Source organism: Pedobacter sp., from assembly GCF_031119335.1.
Lineage (GTDB): Bacteria > Bacteroidota > Bacteroidia > Sphingobacteriales > Sphingobacteriaceae > Pedobacter.
Window position 1 is genome coordinate 85,874 of sequence record NZ_JAVHXT010000005.1, and the last position, 18,104, is coordinate 103,977.

The following is an 18,104-nucleotide window of genomic DNA, read 5'->3' on the forward strand; positions in this document are numbered from 1 at the left end:
TGACATTGAACGTGCCCCTTCTGGTTTAGCTGTTCTGAAAGATCACTTAAATCTAGCTTAAAAACCAAGGTCTCCAGACCGAAATACAGCATACCCTTTCTTAATGCGTTTTACTATTGCAGGACGAACCTTCCGAACAATCGGAACAGGTAGTGCCGATGTATCCGTAGTCTTCGGTTCCATTTTAAGGTTTAAGTGGCCGCTGAAATAGCCAACCCTTAAACCAGTTACGGTTTTTTATGTAAATTTACACGCAGATATGAGCAGTTTCGATTATAAAAAAGCGTTAAAAGATATCCCACATAAACCTGGTGTTTACCAATATTTTGATGTAGACGATACATTAATTTACATTGGAAAAGCGAAGGATTTACGTAACCGGGTAAGCTCGTATTTTGTACAAGACAGGCAGCTGAATGGTAAAACTAGAGTGTTGGTTTCTAAAATCAGACGTATACAGTTTACCATTGTTGATACTGAAATTGATGCTTGGCTGTTGGAAAATAGCTTGATCAAAAAGCATCAACCTCGTTACAATATTATGCTAAAGGATGACAAGACCTACCCTTGGATTGTCATTAAAAAAGAACCATTTCCGCGAGTTTTTTCCACCAGAAGGATGATTAAAGATGGTTCTACCTACCTAGGCCCTTACGCGTCTGTAGGGATGATGCACACCATCTTAGATTTAATTAAAGAAACCTATACTTTACGCACCTGCAACCTGCCTTTAACTAAGGAAAACATTAACGCAGGCAAGTTCAAAGTATGCCTAGAATATCAAATTGGTAATTGTAAAGGTCCGTGCCAAAACCTACAAAGTTGGGAAGATTACGAACAGAACATTGCTGAGATTAAAGACATCCTTAACGGTAAAATAGGCAATGTAATTAAAGATGTAAAACAGGTAGTAAAGACCGCTGCAGAAGAGCTGAACTTTGAGCTGGCACACAGTTATCAGAAAAAATTGACTGTGCTAGAAAAGTATCAAAGTAAGTCTACTGTAGTAAGCAGCGCCATTACTAATATTGATGTGGTAAGCATTGCCAGTGATGAGCGTTATGCCTTTGTGAACTACCTGAAGGTAATGAACGGTGCTATCATCCAAACGCAAACCATCGAGATTAAAAAACGACTGGACGAAAGTGACGAAGAGCTACTTTCTATTGCCATTGCAGAGTTTAGAAACAGGTTCAAGAGTACTTCCAGAGAGATCGTTGTTCCATTTGAAATCCCTTTAGAAGACACTAACATTAAACTTACTGTACCAAAACTCGGTGAAAAGAAGGCCCTGCTAGAACTATCTCAAAAGAATGTGTTATTCTTTAAAAAGGAAAAGCTAAACCAATATGAAAAGCTAAATCCAGAACTAAAAACAGAGCGTGTTTTAACTCAAATAAAAAACGATTTAAGGCTTACGCAACTGCCTTATCATATCGAATGCTTTGATAACTCTAACTTTCAGGGAAAATACCCTGTTTCGGCCATTGTTGTATTTAGGGATGCCAAACCTAGCAAAAAGGATTATCGCCACTTTAACGTAAAAACAGTTGAAGGACCTAACGACTTTGCTACCATGCAAGAAGCCGTTTATAGGCGATATAAACGAATGTTGGACGAAAACCAGCCGTTACCTCAGTTAATTATCATTGACGGCGGTAAAGGTCAGCTTTCATCTGCGTTAAGCAGCTTAAAGAAATTGGGCATCGATAAGAAAGTGACGGTAATTGGTATTGCCAAAAGATTGGAAGAATTATATTATCCAGGAGATAGTTTGCCTTTATACCTAGATAAAAAATCAGAAACCTTAAAAATTATTCAACATTTAAGGGATGAAGCCCATCGTTTCGGGATTACTTTTCACCGTAAAAAACGTGATCAAGGCACGCTTAAGACCGAACTAGAAGAAATAGCAGGTATTGGAAAAAACACTGCCGACAAGCTGTTGAAACACTTTAAATCTGTAAAGAAAATTAAAGAAGCTAGTGCGGAAGAATTAGCTAAACTGCTTAATAAAAAGCAGATGCTTACGCTGCAGAATTACTTTAATGACACAGAAACCCCAAACCCCTAAAGGGGCTTTGCCTTCATGTCCTATAAAACCCAATTTCTAATAAACTAAAAAAGAGCAAACCTTATCGATTTGCTCTTTTCTATGCGTTATACTAGCCCTTCTCTTTGGGAAGGGTTGGGTGGGGCTTTTAATACTCCCAAAGACCTTGCTCCATATCAGCCATTTTCTTTTTGATACGCTCACTCTCCAACAAACGTTGCCTTGGGTCTGTGATCAAATCTTTCACCTTATAATCTCCCGCATTAGTTTCTTTTACAATGTGACTAGAGAAAAGTCTGTGGATAAAGAAATCGTCCATGCTTAAAGGTGAAGAATCGTTCAATGAATTGAACAGTCGTTTAGTAGCCAAAACATCTCTTGCTTCTTCATAAGCAATCCAAAAAACTGGTTGCCACTCCTTAGTTTGATCGTTAAGTTTCAAAGGAGCTAAAGCAATGATACGAGGTTCAAAAACACCTCTTTTACCATCAAAAACCCAATCCTCTTTAATTCTATACTTTAAAAATAATAATGGATTAAATTCGCCTGCTACTTGCGTAACGGTACCTGTCTTATTATTAGTTACGTTCACAACGCCATTAGCTAACCTTAATGCTTCAGTAGTATCTAAAGGAAAATCAAATCCGTCTACGTCGTCTAAAGTTTTTGGATCTTTAGGGTTATAAGCCGTAAGCTCTTCATTTCTTACGTGGTTAATCAAAACATCTATCAACCTAGCTTTCGGATAATTTAATACACCATTAATGGTATCGCGTAGGTCGATATCTCTCCACACACGTTTGGTGAAAACTACATCTTCATCCTTAATTACAGGCAAGAAAGCCTTTTCAGTTGCAGTATCCCTTAGTTCACGCACAATAGCGTAGCCATCTTTAGGCTTCACCTTTGGTGTTTTCTTTGCAGTTTTTACTGAATCTGTTTTCGGAGCGTTTTGCGCATTAGTAGTAGCGCTTTTTGTAGTAACGGTTGTAGTTCCTTGCTTATTATTTGCTCTATTTTGAGCAAAGCTAGCTATACTAACAGCAGTTACAAAAACCAACGACAACGTAATCTTCTTCATTTTCAATTATTTTACATTAAATACCAATGCTGGTAATACTTTTTGCCTACCGTCTGGACCTTGAGAAACTATCTGATCGAAAATTACTCTAGTTCCTGGTGAAACAGCATTAATTGCACTTCTTACTGCGCCAGAAAAGCTTCCTCCTTGTCCAGATATGGTAATCGCATCTGCACGAGGTTTAATCACTGTTAGTTCAAAACGCAAAATTTTAAATTTCACATCAAATGGGAAATCATCTAAATCAGCTTCAATTTCAGATTCGCTCTTTAATTGTACCGAAGCAATTTCACCACCTCCGTAACCGCCTACTTTAGCCACTGGCGCCGGAATGGCCTTTACCCTAAACTTAGGCGCTCCTAAATTTACAGATTTTCCATCGTTAGTTCCAGATACACTGATTGAAACCTCTTTACCTACTAAAGAACCTGGTACGTTAACTACATATTTACCGCTTGCTCCCGTTAAAGAACCACCGCCAGAAATAGTAGCATTGATATTAGGAAAACCAGGCGCAGAAATAGTAAATGGGTTTGGAATACCTGCGTAAATTACATTCAATTTATCAGATGAAACTGTTGCCGAAGGCGCAGCTACTTGATAAGTTTGAGGAGCAGTTTCGTAGGTTTTAATATTTCCATTCCTCTCTTTTACTCTAATAGTACCTTTCCAAGTGAATGTCCCCACGCTTCCAGTACCACCGGTATAAACACCTTTACCTTTATCAGTAGGTACTTTATTACCGTTTACGCTAATATCTGGTGATGACTTAGAATCGCTTGCAGTTAAATAAATCTCAGCTTTATACGGCTGTCCCTGAATTACATAAGAAGATGGCGCTACTGCAACAGCCTCAAATTGGTCAAGGACAACAATTGGCTTATCAGCTAAAATCTTATTGATGATATCAGCTTCCATGTTCTTCGCATCATTCTGAAGCATCGTTAAGATGGTTCTAAAAGCCGCCAAAGGAACACCTTCACCAAACATACTGCCAGTCCAAGTTTTAGGCTCGCCTGCTTTAGGTTTTACCGGATTTAAGGCTTGCAACGTGAAAGTTGGCTTACCTTCATCTGCTTGTAAAAGTGCTGCTAATTTCTTACCTGTATTATTAATTTCGTCTTGTAATTTTTTACCGGCTTTATGAGAAGCATCATTTCCCATAATGTGCTGACCGATATCCAAATTATTTTTTTGCTTCAATTCACCGTTTTCCTCAAAGCCGTCTTTTGCAATCTCTGCCTGAAGTTTATCAATATATTTAATTAAGTCTTCACCTAACTTTTGCGCTTGCTTTGCTCGGTTTAACTTTAACAAATTATCAGAACTTTCCTTTGCTTTGGTGTTTTCGTAATTTCTCAAAAGCTGAGAAATACTACTTTCAACGTTATCTTTAGAGGTGTTTAAACTATTATTGATATTGTTGAAAGCTCTCAGAACTAAGTCTGAAACGTTAATCGCAAGCATGGCCAATAGCACTAAATACATTAGTCCTATCATCTTCTGCCTTGCGGTTTCCTTACCTCCTGCCATATTATATAAATTTAGTTTTTAAGTTTTATAATATGACTAATTAAGCACGTGGTTGATTCATTGCCGTTAACATATTGCCATAAATAGCATTTAACGACGATAGGTTTTTAGCTAGTTTACCAACTTCTTCCTTAAACTGTTTTGAGTCTTCCATTGATTCGTTGAAGTTACCCATGGTTAAAGAAAGATTTTGATAAAATTTGTTCATTGATTTTAAATGAGCGCTTGAGTCTTGCAATTCTAACTCATATACGGCATTCAATGCCGATAAGTTTTTTGCTAAGTTATTTACTTGTTCGTGATACGCTTTAGAATCTGCATTACTAGCACCTAGTTCTGCTAGTTGTTCTGTTGCTTTATCGAAAGCTGTATTCATATTGCCTAAGCTATCTGAAGCGCCTTTAACTTTTGCGGTAAATTCATTCGTTGCCAAAGAAGCGTCAGCTACATTAGAAATGCTAGCAACCTTGTCTCCGAAAGTACGTAAGCCATTGCCTAAGCTCTCTATTAATTCTGTACCGATTTTTTCATTTACTAATTTATCTAAAGCGCCAGTTGAACCGCCGCCGCCTACAGCAGCTTGAGGAATAGCATCTTTAGGTGTAGGTTTACCGTCTTCACGTAATTGAGGATAAACTTTTTCCCATTCTACATCTGGATGCGGAGGAAAGAAGCCTAACAATAAGAATAATGCCGCTTCCACGCCTAGTCCAACACCGATCATAATACTGCCCCATTGCCCCCCTAAGTGAAGGATTTTAAATAATGCTCCAACAATTACAATTGATGCACCTACTGAAGTAGCAAAGTGTAATTTCGCATCTCTACTAGCAAATTTTCCGGCCATAGTTCTTGATAGTTAATTTTTAGTTTGTGGTTTGTGTTTATTTTGTTTCTATTTTTTACATAATACTGTTTCCAGGGTAGTGAGATACACATCTAAAACCGATGTAAGACCTAGGCACATCCTGATACTCGTGCTGAGCAACCGAGTTTTGAAGGAAAAAACCTACGTCTTTCCAAGAGCCACCTTTAACGGTTTTGCGTCGTCCCTTTCTGAAAATAGGATTTTTATCCTCTGGCAATGAAGTATTGTAAGAGTTCAAAGTCCACTCTGCTACGTTACCGGCCATATTGTACAAACCGTAATCGTTAGGCAAATAAGCTCTAGCTTCTACAGTATACAGAGCACCATCATCAGCGTAGTTACCCCTACCTACTTTAAAGTTTGCCTGTAAACAACCTTTGGCATTCATGATGTAAGGACCACCCCAAGGATATTTAGTTTGCGTTCTGCCACCACGTGCAGCATACTCGAACTCAGATTCTGTAGGCAAATCGTATTTTAACCTAGAGTTATTAGGCAATTTTCTTTGACGGGCTACATTCTCGTAGAATTGTGTACGCCAATTGCTAAAAGCTCTAGCTTGATCCCAAGTAACACCAACTACTGGATATTTGTCGTAAGAAGGGTGATTGAAATAAGCCTCAACCATAGGATCATTATACTCGTAGGTATAATCTTTTCTCCAAACCAAAGTATCTGGATAAACCATTACCGAAGGATGTTCATTTACTTTTCCAGGCGTTGGGTTATCTGTATAAATATCGTAATCGTCTATACGTTGTCTGTTAGGTGAAGAAGCATTTTCCAATGCCATATCGAGATTCTTCTCTACGTAAGCATAACGCAAAAGCTTAATATCAATATCCTTATCATTTTTACCGTGTGTAAAGTTTGATAGGTTATCATTGATATACATGGCTTTAAGCTTTGTCTGAACATCCTGCTTTTTATTCCTCCAAAGGTTAGAACCATTGCCTACCTTTTTCCAGTCGATTACCTTAAATTTCTGTGCACCAGCCGCCGCATTACCTTTTGGTTTAATGAAATAGTCTTGGATATCGCCTTTAGTAATAGCAATCGAATCTCTTACCCAGTTTACAAACTGCCTATACTCGGCATTGGTTATTTCTGTTTGGTCCATATAGAAAGGACTCACAGAAACCATTTTGCTCTGTTTACCCTGATAAAAGGTAATGTCTTCGTCAGTCATTCCTAAAAGGTTTCGACCACCAGGCACGTAAACCATGCCCAAAGGGATAGCAGTGTTTTTGAATTTTTTGTTATAGGCTCCTACCAATTCCCCTTGGCCTCCCTTTCCACAGCTCGAAAGCATCAAAGAAAGTAGGGCAATTGCAAGAAAGTAAAATTTCTTCATATGTTGTCTAAGCAATTTTATAGCAATTTTATCAATTAACATTGAGATTAACAACTATTCGCACAAAAAAATCCACACTTTTTGCAGCAAAATAATTTATTAACATTCGGTTTATCTTAAAACTACAGGTTTTAGATCATAAAAATTAAAGACTAAACTTCGATAATCATTTTCAAAAACCCACTTCAATCATCAAATAAAAGCATTTTAAAACACTTTTATCTAACAATCGGTACAAGAAAACGCTAACTGCGCTCGTTTATTATGCTATTGGCTAAAACATTAAATATTTTTCGCAATTTATAAGATAAAGAGTTGTTGGTCAATACCTATAAATGGGTATTTAGCTATTTACTTGTTAGATTTTTTGATGTAATTCTCTAAAGCCATAATCATAGATGGAGCCTCTGGATTTGGAGCCGCAATATCCACAATTAAACCTTTATCGGCTACCGCTTTCTGCGTATTTAAGCCGAAAGTTGCAATCCTTGTGTTGTTTTGTAGAAAATTGGGGAAATTCGTATACAGCGATTGAATGCTCGAGGGACTGAAAAATGCTAAGATATCATAAAACACGTCAGCAAGATCAGAAAGATCACTCACTACAGTCCTAAACAACACGGCAGGGGTCACATCATATCCATTCTTTTGTAAGAAATTCATGGTATCCTCAGTAGCCACATCAGAACAAGGATATAAGAATTTCTCTGTAGCATGTTTTTTCAATACCTCTGCTAAATCTGCTGCCGTTTGCTTGCCGAAGAAAATTTTACGCTTTCTATATTGGATGTATTTCTGCAAATAAAGTGCTGTTGATTCGGAAATACAGAAATACTTTAAGTTAACAGACACTTCAAACCTCATCTCTTCACAAATTCTGAAGAAATGATCTACTGCATTTCTACTAGTAAATACCACAGCTGTATAATCTGCTAAATTGACTTTCTCTTTTCTAAAGTCCTTAGCAGGCACACCTTCTACGTGGATAAATGAACGGAAATCAATCTTTAGATTATACTTTTTAGCTAAATCAAAATATGGGGATTTCTCAGTTTCTGGCTTAGGCAAGGTTACCAATATGCTTTTCACCTTGCGTAGTCTTTCGTCTTTGTTTTCTTGCATTTTCGTATTAGCACTTATAACCCTACCGCCTTGATTAATATCAATATAGGGCAAATTTCGAGGGTGCAAAAGTACAAAATTAAATACAATTTAGGAAACCTATATTGTGATAAAATATTTATTGCAGCTCTTATAAATTGAAAAACAAATATCAATACTAATGCCAATACCCCCAAAATAATATAGCCAGAGCCATATTTCTGATCTGATAATGCAAAAGCGATGATGATAGGAATAAATACTAAGGAGGCATTAAAATAACTTAAATATAATATAGATATGTATTGATGTAGTGGACGCTGTATATCGAAAACAAAACCAATTGTTCTTAAACACACTATCTTTAAGAGGTACAAAAAGATTACGCCAACGGAAACAGTTACAAAAAAACTAAATCCGCCTTGCGACACTTCTGGCAAACCTTGGTACTGTGCAACTAGATAAAAAAACATCCCAATAGTAAATCCAAATTGGATAAAGAGCAGCAGAAAAGACCAAGAGGTAACCAAGTTATCTTCTTTATTAAGGTTAGTTAACGCTCTATTGCTGTAAAAAGATTGCACTACGGAGCTTAACTGCTTTGCAAAAGTATTTTTCAATATGGCAAACAACACTAGTAAAAAACCTATAATGGCCAAAATCCAAACATCGCCCTTTGGCAACAGCTTACCATGCTGATAGTCAACTTTCTCTGACATGTTATTGGCTTGGTTAATTAAATGAGTTAAAGAAAAAACTCCAAATCCGTAACCATTATTTAAACTATCTAGCCATTTCGCATTGGTAAGCGAATCTCTAATTTTAAGTATTTCAGGTGTTAATGTATCGATTGTTTGTACTTCGATGCTATCAACAATTAAGCTATTTCGCAGTTTTGGAATAATAACACTATCTGTTTGAGCAACTTGCGCAGTAACCGTAAATAGCGAAAACACCGCAAAGAGAATAAACAAGATGCCTTTTTTTATCATACTTAAAATAGTGCGGTAATGCCGAAATGTATTTTACCTTGGCGCAAATTTAAGGGATTATTTTTTTGTTTGCCCAATGCATACGTAATTGACAAGATGCCCAGATTGGTTTCGAAGTTTACACCTGCACCAAAACCCATCGGAAAATCTGAATAATTGAGTTGCGCTGTTTTGTATTTAAGGTAGGCTTGGTTGTAGAATGCAAATAAAAAAGAGTTCTGTTCTAGCAAATATCGAACCTCTGCGTTACCGTAAGTGTAGGCATTAGCCAATAACGACAATTCGTTAAAACCACGAAGGCTCCGCTGCCCACCTAACCTAAAAACCTCATTTTCTAACAAATATTTACCGCTTAATACGCCTGTTTGATTAGCGACGGTAAAAACCAATTGTTTAGCTAAAGGAACATAATAATTGATTTGACTGAACCACCTGTAAGAAGTGCTATTCATAGGCACAGCCTGATATAAATTTTCGGGAATGGCTGCATTTCGCCTTATTTTCTTATTACCGACAGCTATATCTGCATTAATGCTATAACCCTTTTGAGGATTGTAGCGATAATCCAAATTCTCCATATTTAGGCCCAAACCGTAAAAAATCGTATTGGCATCTAAAATTGAAGGCAGTGCCGTAGCATTTTGATAAGCTTCTACAGAGGACAATCTGGTAGATCTATTTTCCACAAAAAACTGAAAGGAATTATTGCCTTTTAATAGGTAATTGAAACCCAGTTTAGTATCAACATTTAAAAATGAGGAGTCTTGTTTATAAAGGTACAGGCTGGGGTTTAAACCAAAATCGGTGTTGAGTAGATGCGGCACCACCGCCTTTACATCTAACAATTGACTTCGCCCAGCTAAACCCTGATAGTTGAAATTTAGTTGTTCGCCTCGCTTAAAGGCATTTTGTAAGTTCAGTTTTAAATTACCTACTAACTGGGTTTTTCCGGTGCTTCCGTTCTGCTGCAGTCCTACTATTCCATCGAATTGATTAGCATTTTTCTTGTTTACAAAAATCCTAACCAATGCTTTCTCATTAGAGAAACTGATTTCCAATGGTTTTACAACCTCTAAAAAAGGTAATTCCCGCAATCTGTTTTCTACTTGATTAACCAACCTCTCGGAATACGCTGCGCCGCTTTTAATTGAAAGGTAAGACTGGATGTACTTCTGCGCTATCTGTGCATTGCCTACCACCTGAATAGTATCAAACAACATTTTCTGGTTGGCTTTGGCGTTGATGGTTGCACTTATTTTAGCTCCCTCGAAACTAATCTGCTCCAAGTTTACACTGGCGAAGGGGTATCCACTGCTCTCATAATAACGAAGTAAGTTCTCAAAAAGCTGGCTCAGGCTTTGGGTATTAAATGGAGTTTGCCAATAGTTGCGCTCTCTAAACCCGACTGCTTGTTGCACCGTAAGCGGAAGATTACCTGCTGCCAAATTAACCCATTGGTACTGTTGGTTAGGCTGAATAGTTACCAAAACTTCCTTTTCTTGAAAATTTAAAGCAGTAATTTCTGCTAACAGATAACCTTTAAACTGTAACTGCGAAAGTACTTTCTCTGCTTCTTTATATACCGTAATGCTATCTTTTATTTCTTTGGGTAAGGAGATAGACTTAGAAAGCGATTTAGCATTTTCGGGGAGTACAATATTTAGTTGATAGCCTTGCTGGGCGAAAGCATTCACGCCGCAGCAACAAACCAAAAGCCAAATCACAAACCTCATATACTTTCTCAAAAGTAAACAAAAGCAACTGGGTTTAGCAACACACTATTGATACTTGCACAAATAAGAAACTGGCGCAGCAACTTTCACTTTGAATGATGAATTGGCAGCAACTTCAAATTTCTCGCCAGTAGCGTAGCTCTTCCAATCTGCAGCATTAGCTAATAACACCTTCATTTCTCCCTCTACCACAATCATGGTTTCGTGTGTAGAAGTACCAAATTCGTAATCTCCAGGTTCTATTACTCCCACGGTAGATTTACCATTGTTTTCGTAGCCTAAAGATTTAACGGCTCCATCAAAATATTCGTTTACAGTAATCATATTGCTAAAATAGCAACATAGCGAACAAAACAACATCTTTTAGACAATTTAAATCTTAATTAAGGCTAACTTTGCGAAATGGCCGGCATTTATATCCACGTTCCTTTCTGTAAAAAAGCTTGCACTTATTGCGATTTCCACTTTACCACCTCTACTAAATACTTAAATGAGATGGTAGATGCCATTTGTAAGGAAATTGTTCTTAAGAAGGATCGTTTGGCGGGCCAGCAAATTGGGAGCATCTATTTTGGAGGCGGTACACCATCGGTTTTACCAAGCTATTCACTACAAAAAATATTTACCACGCTAGAACAGCATTTTTCTATCGCTTCAAATGCGGAAATCACTTTAGAAACCAATCCCGACGACCTTACCGCAGCAAAAATTGCAGAACTGAGAAAGTTACCAATCAACCGTTTCAGCATAGGTACACAATCTTTTTTTAATGAAGATTTGGTTTGGATGAATAGGGCGCACAATGCGGAAGAAGCTACAGACTGCATTAAACGCAGCCAGGATGCTGGCTTTGAAAACCTGACCATCGATTTGATTTACGGCTACCCATTACTTAGCAACGAAAAATGGAAGACCAATATACAGATGGCAATGGAACTCCAAATACCTCACCTCTCTGCCTACTCACTTACCGTAGAGCCACGAACAGCACTTGCTCATGCCATAGAAAAGGGGAAGCAGCCAGACGTTAACGATGACCAAAGTGCCGAACAGTTCTTGATGTTGATTAATGTTGTTACCAATAATGGCTTTGAACACTACGAAATTTCTAATTATAGCTTATCAGAAAGATACGCCGTTCACAACACCAATTATTGGAAAGGTGTCCCCTATTTAGGTATTGGCCCATCAGCCCATGGTTTTAATGGACAAGATAGGTATGTCAACATTGCAAATAATGCCAAATATTTAGAGAGCATTGGTAAAAATCAACTACCAGAAACCGTAGAGAAATTAAGCAAAGCTGATAGATTTAATGAATATATTATGACCTCCCTAAGAACGATGTGGGGAACAGATCTGGAGAAAATTGAAAGAGATTTTGGAAACAGAAGTTCCGATTTTGTTAAAAAGGAATTAATATCGCTGGTAGCTGAAGGCAAAGTGTTCCTATCGGAAAATAAGATTTATCTTAGCAATGAAGGTAAATTATTTGCCGATGGCATTGCAGCCTCACTTTTTATAGACGACGAAGAATTTAATTAAATGAAAGATAAAGTTATATGGATTACTGGCGCTTCATCTGGAATTGGCGAGGCCTTAGTTCACGAATTAAGCGCTGCTGGCGCAAAGCTGATCATTTCTTCACGCAACCGCGATGAACTTTTTCGTGTAAAGCAGAAATGCCGTAACCAAATAGACTTACATGTACTTTCTTTAGATTTAGAAGACAGCGAAAGCTTACCTAAAAAAGCTGAAGAGGCTATCCGTATTTATGGCCGCATTGATATTCTAATTAACAGTGGGGGCATTAGTCAGCGGGCTTTGGCATTAGAAACCGATCTTAAAACCGAAAAACGTTTTATGGACGTTAACTTTTGGGGAACCGTAATTTTAAGCAAAGCAGTACTTCCTCAAATGATAAAACGAAACACAGGCAGCATTGTGTGTGTAAGTAGCTTGGTTGGCAAGTTTGGCACAAGGTTCCGTTCCGCTTATTCAGCCTCTAAACATGCGTTGCACGGTTATTTCGAATCGTTAAGAATAGAAGTAGATAACCCAAATATTCAAATTCTGTTGGCTTGCCCCGGCTTCATTAAAACTAAAGTAACTATAAATGCACTAACTGCAGATGGTTCTGCGCAAGGCACAATGGACCAAGCGCAAGAAAACGGAATGCCTGCCGAAGAATGCGCAAAACAAATTATCAAGGCAATAGAAAAAAAGAAAGATGAGGTTTACATTGGTGGCAAAGAAGTAAAAGGTGTGCTGCTAAAAAGATTATTTCCTTCTTACTTTGCTAAAATCATTAAAAAAGCAAAAGTTACCTAAGTTGATAAGTTTAGCCACAGATGCACAGATATAAATATGAATTATTTTTACAAAGCTGATATACAGAGTTAAATCTATGCATCTGTGGCGCCTAAAATAAACTGATTTCTATCATTTTATTCTCAACTTTTATACAATACACATACACCTTAACGTTTTTTATTACAACTTTGTACCGATTAGTTTCTATAAATTAATCCAAAGTTTATAAATCAAACAAATGAGCTTTAATTTAAAATCGGTAGATATCGTCGAGAACATCACTCCCGAAGATTTTAAAAAAAACTACCTAAAACCTAAACGTCCGTTAGTAATTAGAGGCCTAACCAAAGATTGGCCTGCTAGAGAAAAATGGACTACCGAATATTTGAAAGAGATTGGCGGCGAGCTTGAAGTACCTTTGTACGACAACTCGAAGGCAGATCCGAGTAAACCAATTAACGCCGCTACGGCGCACATGAAATTTGGCGATTACCTAGACCTAATCAAGCGTGAGCCAACTGAATTAAGAATATTTTTCTTCAATTTATTTAAGAAAGTTCCAAGCTTAATTAACGATATAAAAATCCCTAAAGATTTAATGGGCGGCTTTATCGAAAGCATGCCTGCTATGTTTTTTGGCGGTTCAAATTCGGTAACTTTCTTACATTACGATATCGATTTACCACATATTTTCCATACGCACTTTGGTGGTAGAAAGCATATTATCTTGTTCGATTACAAATGGAAAGACAGGTTATATTGTTTGCCAAATGCTACCTACGCACTAGAAGATTACAAAGTAGACAACCCTGATTTCGAAAAATTCCCTGCTTTAAAAGGCGTAGAAGGTTATGAAGTTTTCTTAGAGCACGGTGATACTTTATTTATGCCCACAGGTATGTGGCACTGGATGAAATACGTTGATGGCTCATTCTCTTTAAGCCTACGTGCTTGGGACCAATCTATTTCTCGTAAAGTAGCGAGCGTTTGGAGTTTATTTAGACATGGCGCCGTAGATAGCTTGATTAAAATGGCGTTTAAAGAAAAATATGCACATTGGCGAGAGAAAAAAGCTGTTGTAATTGCAGAAAAAGCAATGAAGAACGGCACGCCAAGATAATCTATATAGCTTGTCCCCTTTAGGGGATTTAGGGGTAAAGCAAAACAGCGGGGCTATCGTAACCGATGCCCCGCTGTTTGTTACAATCTTTTTGCCAACTTTTGTATGCACAACGGTCGTCTTTGCGAGGAGGAACGACGAAGCAATCTTTATCGTTATAAAACAAAAAGTATTTTCACTTCAATCGAGTTTATTAACCAATAACCTATACAAATCTTTGCGTTCTTAGCGTAGCTCTTGCTGTACTTTGCGGTTAACTTTAACGCAAAGGTTAAAAGTGTTCGCAAAGAACGCTAAGGTCAAGTAATCTCAGAACTGCAACCAACGTCTGCAAAAAACACCTAAATCTCATAAACGCAAAAATAATTGCGGCTTAGCAAAGTGCTAAGTAATTTCGCAGCATCATGGAAGAAAATAAACTTAGCGAAAAAGAAAAAATGTTGGCCGGCAAAGCCTACCAAGCTGGTGATAAAGAATTGGCCAACGACCGTTTAAAAGCCCGTGAAATTGTTTTCGAATTCAATAATCTTCCACCAAAGCAAATTAAGCAGCGCAAGCAACTCATCAAAAGGTTATTCGGCAAAACCGAAACCATGTTTTACTTAGAACCTCCTTTTCGTTGCGATTATGGCTATAATATCGAAATTGGCAACCATTTTTACAGCAACTTCAACTTAGTTATTTTAGATTGTGCGAAGGTATCCATTGGTAACCACGCTTTTTTCGGGCCAAACGTAGCCATTTACACCGCTGGCCATCCCCTACATCCACATCTGCGTAACCAAGAACACGAATGGGCACAACCTATTACCATTGGCGATAGCGTTTGGCTGGGCGGAAACGTAGTCATCAATCCAGGTATTACTATTGGTAGCAATGTCGTTATTGGATCTGGCAGCGTAATCACCAAAGATATTCCCGACAATGTTTTTGCAGCAGGCAATCCTTGTAAAGTAATTAGAGCAATTACAGATGCCGACAAAGATTTTTATTATAAAAACTTCAAGCTAGGCGAATAAGACTTACGAAGTTTTAGAAACTTCGTAAGTCTATCCCAATAAATCCAATTAAAGCTAACTTCCGTAAGTTCTTTCAATATACTCATGAACCCACACATAGAAAACATCAACACAGAAATTGCAACGCTCAGAAGTAAAATTGTAAACCACAATGTTTATACACAAATTAGCGATTTGCCTGCACTGCGCATTTTCATGGAGCATCATATTTATGCCGTTTGGGATTTCATGTCGCTGTTAAAAGCCCTACAAATTAACCTTACCTGCACTACCCTACCTTGGTTTCCAGTAGGCAATGCTAAAACCAGACAACTTATTAATGAGATTGTAGCAGGTGAAGAGTCTGATTTGGATGAAAAAGGCGAAATTAAAAGTCACTTTGAGCTTTATTTAGATGCCATGGAACAAGTTGGAGCAAACACCCAACCCATCCGTACTTTTATTCGTTCTTTACAATTGGGCAAAACCTTTGCAGAAGCTTACGAAATTGCGAATGTTCCATTAACAGCTCAGGCTTTTATGGACAGCACTTTTGCAATCATCAATTCTGGAAAAAATCACTCAACCGCAGCAGCATTTACTTTCGGTCGCGAAGATTTAATCCCGAATATGTTCCACAGCATGGTGAACGATTTGAACAGTAAACATCCAACTCGGGTTACTATTTTTAAGTATTACCTAGATAGACATATTGAAGTAGATGGCGACCACCACAGTCATTTGGCTTTGGAAATGACTAGCGAACTGTGCGAAGATGATGAAAATGCCTGGAATGAAGCTACGATAGCCGTTAAAGATGCCTTACAACAGCGTATCAATTTGTGGGATGGTGCGCTGGAGGAAATTGAAAACCAAGCCATTACGGCTTAATACTCCTAAATCTTTGACTTGTAAAACAATTAGGTTATCTTCAAATTAAGATTAACCTTTTATGAGCCAAACAAATACCAGCAAATCCGCAAAAACTGGACTTTATGCTGCTGTAGTGGTCTTTTTAGCCTACACGATGATTTTCGGTTACCGCAAAACCTTTACCGTAGCCACTTTTGATGGACTGACCATTGCTGGCTATAGCTACAAAACTATCTTGGTGATTAGCCAAATGTTGGGCTATTTGCTGGCTAAGTTTTACGGCATCAAGTACATCTCGGAGCTAAAACGAACTGGCAGAGGAAAAATCATTCTATTATTAACCGGAATTTCTTGGCTCAGCTGGTTACTATTCGCAGTTGTCCCCATACCCTATAATATCCTTTTTCTTTTTGTAAATGGCTTCCCATTGGGGATGCTTTGGGGCGTAGTATTTTCTTATGTAGAAGGCAGAAGAAGTACCGATTTTATTGGCGCAACCTTAGCTGTGAGTTTCATCTTCGCTTCGGGCTTTGTAAAATCTGTAGGTGCTTGGATAATGGCAGAATTTGGTATTTCTGAGTTTTGGATGCCCTTTTACACGGGTTTAGTGTTTTGCATTCCTTTGGCGCTTTTTGTCTTTCTGATGGAGAAAATACCGCAGCCCGATGAAGAAGACATTAAGTTTAGAGCAGAACGTGTGGCCATGACTGCCGAAGACAGGAAGAAGTTTATCCGTGATTTTTTAGGTGGTATTATCGCCTGCGTTCTTATTTACGGTTTCGCTACCATTTTTCGGGACATTAGAGATAATTTCAGCGCAGAAATGTGGAAGGAAATGGGATTTTTTAATCAGCCTGCCCTATTTTCTAAAACAGAAACACCAATTACCATTATTGTACTGGTATTAATTGGCAGCATGGTAATGATTAAAAACAATTTCCTTGCGCTCAAAACTGCCCACTGGTTTATCGTGATTGGTTTTGTGGTGGCTGGAGTTTCTACTGTAGTTTTTAAAGCAAATCACTTAAGTCCAATTGCTTGGATGACTTTAGTGGGTTTAGGCTTGTACATGGTTTACATTCCATTCAATGCTATTTTCTTTGATCGGTTGATTTCTACTTTCAAATATGCCAGTAACGTTGGTTTCCTCATTTACATTGCCGACGCTTTTGGCTATGTGGGCAGTATTGGCGTGTTATTAAGCAAAGAAATTTTCAAAGTAAAACTGAATTGGGTTACTTTCTTTTCGAGTAGCGTTATGATATTGTCAGTGGTTGGGGTAGTGCTTACTTTTTATTCGCTGTACTACTTTTCGAGAAAGTATAGGAAGATGATACAATAGACTGTTCATCATTAACTGCTCTTCGGGATTTGTAATCCCGAAGCATTATCGGCGGGTCTCTGACCCTTACTTTAAGACGGATTAAAAATCCGACGATACGGAGTTCGACATTGCAAATATCGAACAGCAAAAGTGCTCCAAATATTTGATAGATTGCTTCACCCCTTGCTTTCTCTCACACTTCAGTTCGCAATGACGCACCTATTTCCGTCATTGCGAGGAGAGAAACGACGCGGCAATCTATTACGTAAAAGCAAAACTTGAACCTTTCTAGCGATTATAGCTCTATCAACATATTACTTATCCATTTTCACCCCCTAAGAACTATGATCAACCACTACTTTCCACTCGCCATCAATTTTCCTCAGCAACAAAGTAAAATAACCTTTAGGCTCATCTTTTTCTCTTTTCAAATTCCAGCTACCCAGAACAAAAGCTTTATCTTTCGCTAAAAACTCCACTTTCTTAATTCCGAAAGTTAAAAAGCCCATAGCGCTTTTATCGGGGTAGCCTTTCTTGTAGTTATCTAATGTTTTTTGCCAGCCATAGGTCGGGCCGTTTTTACCTACAAACAAAAGGCTATCGCTCTTCCAGTAGCCTTGCATGTAATCGTCCATATCGCCTTTATTCCATCCTTGGCGTTGGTTTTCTAAAACCTTTAAAATTGCTGCTCGGTCTTGAGCATTTTGCGCCATCGCTGTTGTTGACAAAACTACCAGCAAAAAGAATATAATTTTTTTCAT

The 18,104-nt window shown here is 37.9% G+C and carries 16 protein-coding genes; 7 read left to right on the forward strand and 9 right to left on the reverse strand.

Annotated elements, in window-relative coordinates; genetic code table 11:
• Nucleotides 1–259: 259 nt before the first annotated feature.
• On the forward strand, nt 260–2,074 hold the full coding sequence (gene uvrC / locus REI64_RS07325; RefSeq protein ID WP_308849460.1) for an excinuclease ABC subunit UvrC: 1,815 nt from the start codon (nt 260–262) through the stop codon (nt 2,072–2,074).
• Between the two features lie 127 nt (nt 2,075–2,201).
• On the opposite strand, the gene gldN is transcribed toward uvrC, so the two are convergent.
• The 8 genes from gldN to REI64_RS07365 all read right to left on the reverse strand — a co-directional run bounded on the left by gldN (nt 2,202) and on the right by REI64_RS07365 (nt 11,039).
• The gene (gene gldN, locus REI64_RS07330; protein ID WP_308849461.1) at nt 2,202–3,134 is read right to left on the reverse strand and encodes a gliding motility protein GldN; all 933 of its coding nucleotides are present in this window, start codon (nt 3,132–3,134) and stop codon (nt 2,202–2,204) included.
• 6 nt (nt 3,135–3,140) lie between these two features.
• The gene (gene gldM / locus REI64_RS07335; protein WP_308849462.1) at nt 3,141–4,667 is read right to left on the reverse strand and encodes a gliding motility protein GldM; all 1,527 of its coding nucleotides are present in this window, start codon (nt 4,665–4,667) and stop codon (nt 3,141–3,143) included.
• Nucleotides 4,668–4,707: 40 nt separating this feature from the next.
• Complete coding sequence (gene gldL / locus REI64_RS07340) at nt 4,708–5,514, reverse strand: gliding motility protein GldL (protein WP_308849463.1); 807 nt, start codon at nt 5,512–5,514, stop codon at nt 4,708–4,710.
• A gap of 55 nt (nt 5,515–5,569) precedes the next feature.
• Nucleotides 5,570–6,889 carry an SUMF1/EgtB/PvdO family nonheme iron enzyme gene (locus REI64_RS07345; RefSeq protein WP_308849464.1) on the reverse strand — a complete coding sequence of 440 codons (1,320 nt, stop codon included), beginning with the start codon at nt 6,887–6,889 and terminating at the stop codon, nt 5,570–5,572.
• 351 nt (nt 6,890–7,240) lie between these two features.
• Complete coding sequence (locus REI64_RS07350) at nt 7,241–8,011, reverse strand: uroporphyrinogen-III synthase (RefSeq protein ID WP_308849465.1); 771 nt, start codon at nt 8,009–8,011, stop codon at nt 7,241–7,243.
• Between the two features lie 14 nt (nt 8,012–8,025).
• Nucleotides 8,026–8,982, reverse strand: a complete 957-nt coding sequence (locus REI64_RS07355) for a DUF4271 domain-containing protein (protein ID WP_308849466.1) — start codon at nt 8,980–8,982, stop codon at nt 8,026–8,028.
• 2 nt (nt 8,983–8,984) lie between these two features.
• Nucleotides 8,985–10,715 carry a POTRA domain-containing protein gene (locus REI64_RS07360; RefSeq protein WP_308849467.1) on the reverse strand — a complete coding sequence of 577 codons (1,731 nt, stop codon included), beginning with the start codon at nt 10,713–10,715 and terminating at the stop codon, nt 8,985–8,987.
• A gap of 45 nt (nt 10,716–10,760) precedes the next feature.
• The gene (locus tag REI64_RS07365; RefSeq protein WP_308849468.1) at nt 10,761–11,039 is read right to left on the reverse strand and encodes a pyrimidine/purine nucleoside phosphorylase; all 279 of its coding nucleotides are present in this window, start codon (nt 11,037–11,039) and stop codon (nt 10,761–10,763) included.
• Nucleotides 11,040–11,117: 78 nt separating this feature from the next.
• On the opposite strand from REI64_RS07365, the gene hemW reads away from it, so the two are divergent.
• The 6 genes from hemW to REI64_RS07395 all read left to right on the forward strand — a co-directional run bounded on the left by hemW (nt 11,118) and on the right by REI64_RS07395 (nt 17,361).
• Entirely contained in the window at nt 11,118–12,260 is a 1,143-nt protein-coding gene (gene hemW / locus REI64_RS07370; RefSeq protein ID WP_308849469.1) for a radical SAM family heme chaperone HemW, read from the forward strand.
• On the forward strand, nt 12,261–13,046 hold the full coding sequence (locus tag REI64_RS07375) for an SDR family oxidoreductase (RefSeq protein ID WP_308849470.1): 786 nt from the start codon (nt 12,261–12,263) through the stop codon (nt 13,044–13,046). It begins immediately after the preceding gene.
• A gap of 220 nt (nt 13,047–13,266) precedes the next feature.
• Nucleotides 13,267–14,148, forward strand: coding sequence for a cupin-like domain-containing protein (locus REI64_RS07380; RefSeq protein WP_308849471.1), 882 nt, complete (start codon nt 13,267–13,269; stop codon nt 14,146–14,148).
• Nucleotides 14,149–14,552: 404 nt separating this feature from the next.
• Nucleotides 14,553–15,167, forward strand: coding sequence for a sugar O-acetyltransferase (locus REI64_RS07385; protein WP_308849472.1), 615 nt, complete (start codon nt 14,553–14,555; stop codon nt 15,165–15,167).
• Between the two features lie 84 nt (nt 15,168–15,251).
• The gene (locus REI64_RS07390; protein ID WP_308849473.1) at nt 15,252–16,037 is read left to right on the forward strand and encodes a DUF3050 domain-containing protein; all 786 of its coding nucleotides are present in this window, start codon (nt 15,252–15,254) and stop codon (nt 16,035–16,037) included.
• Between the two features lie 61 nt (nt 16,038–16,098).
• On the forward strand, nt 16,099–17,361 hold the full coding sequence (locus tag REI64_RS07395) for a DUF5690 family protein (RefSeq protein WP_308849474.1): 1,263 nt from the start codon (nt 16,099–16,101) through the stop codon (nt 17,359–17,361).
• Between the two features lie 317 nt (nt 17,362–17,678).
• On the opposite strand, the gene REI64_RS07400 is transcribed toward REI64_RS07395, so the two are convergent.
• Nucleotides 17,679–18,104: a DUF4440 domain-containing protein gene (locus REI64_RS07400; RefSeq protein ID WP_308849475.1), complete on the reverse strand. Its 426-nt coding sequence runs from the start codon at nt 18,102–18,104 to the stop codon at nt 17,679–17,681.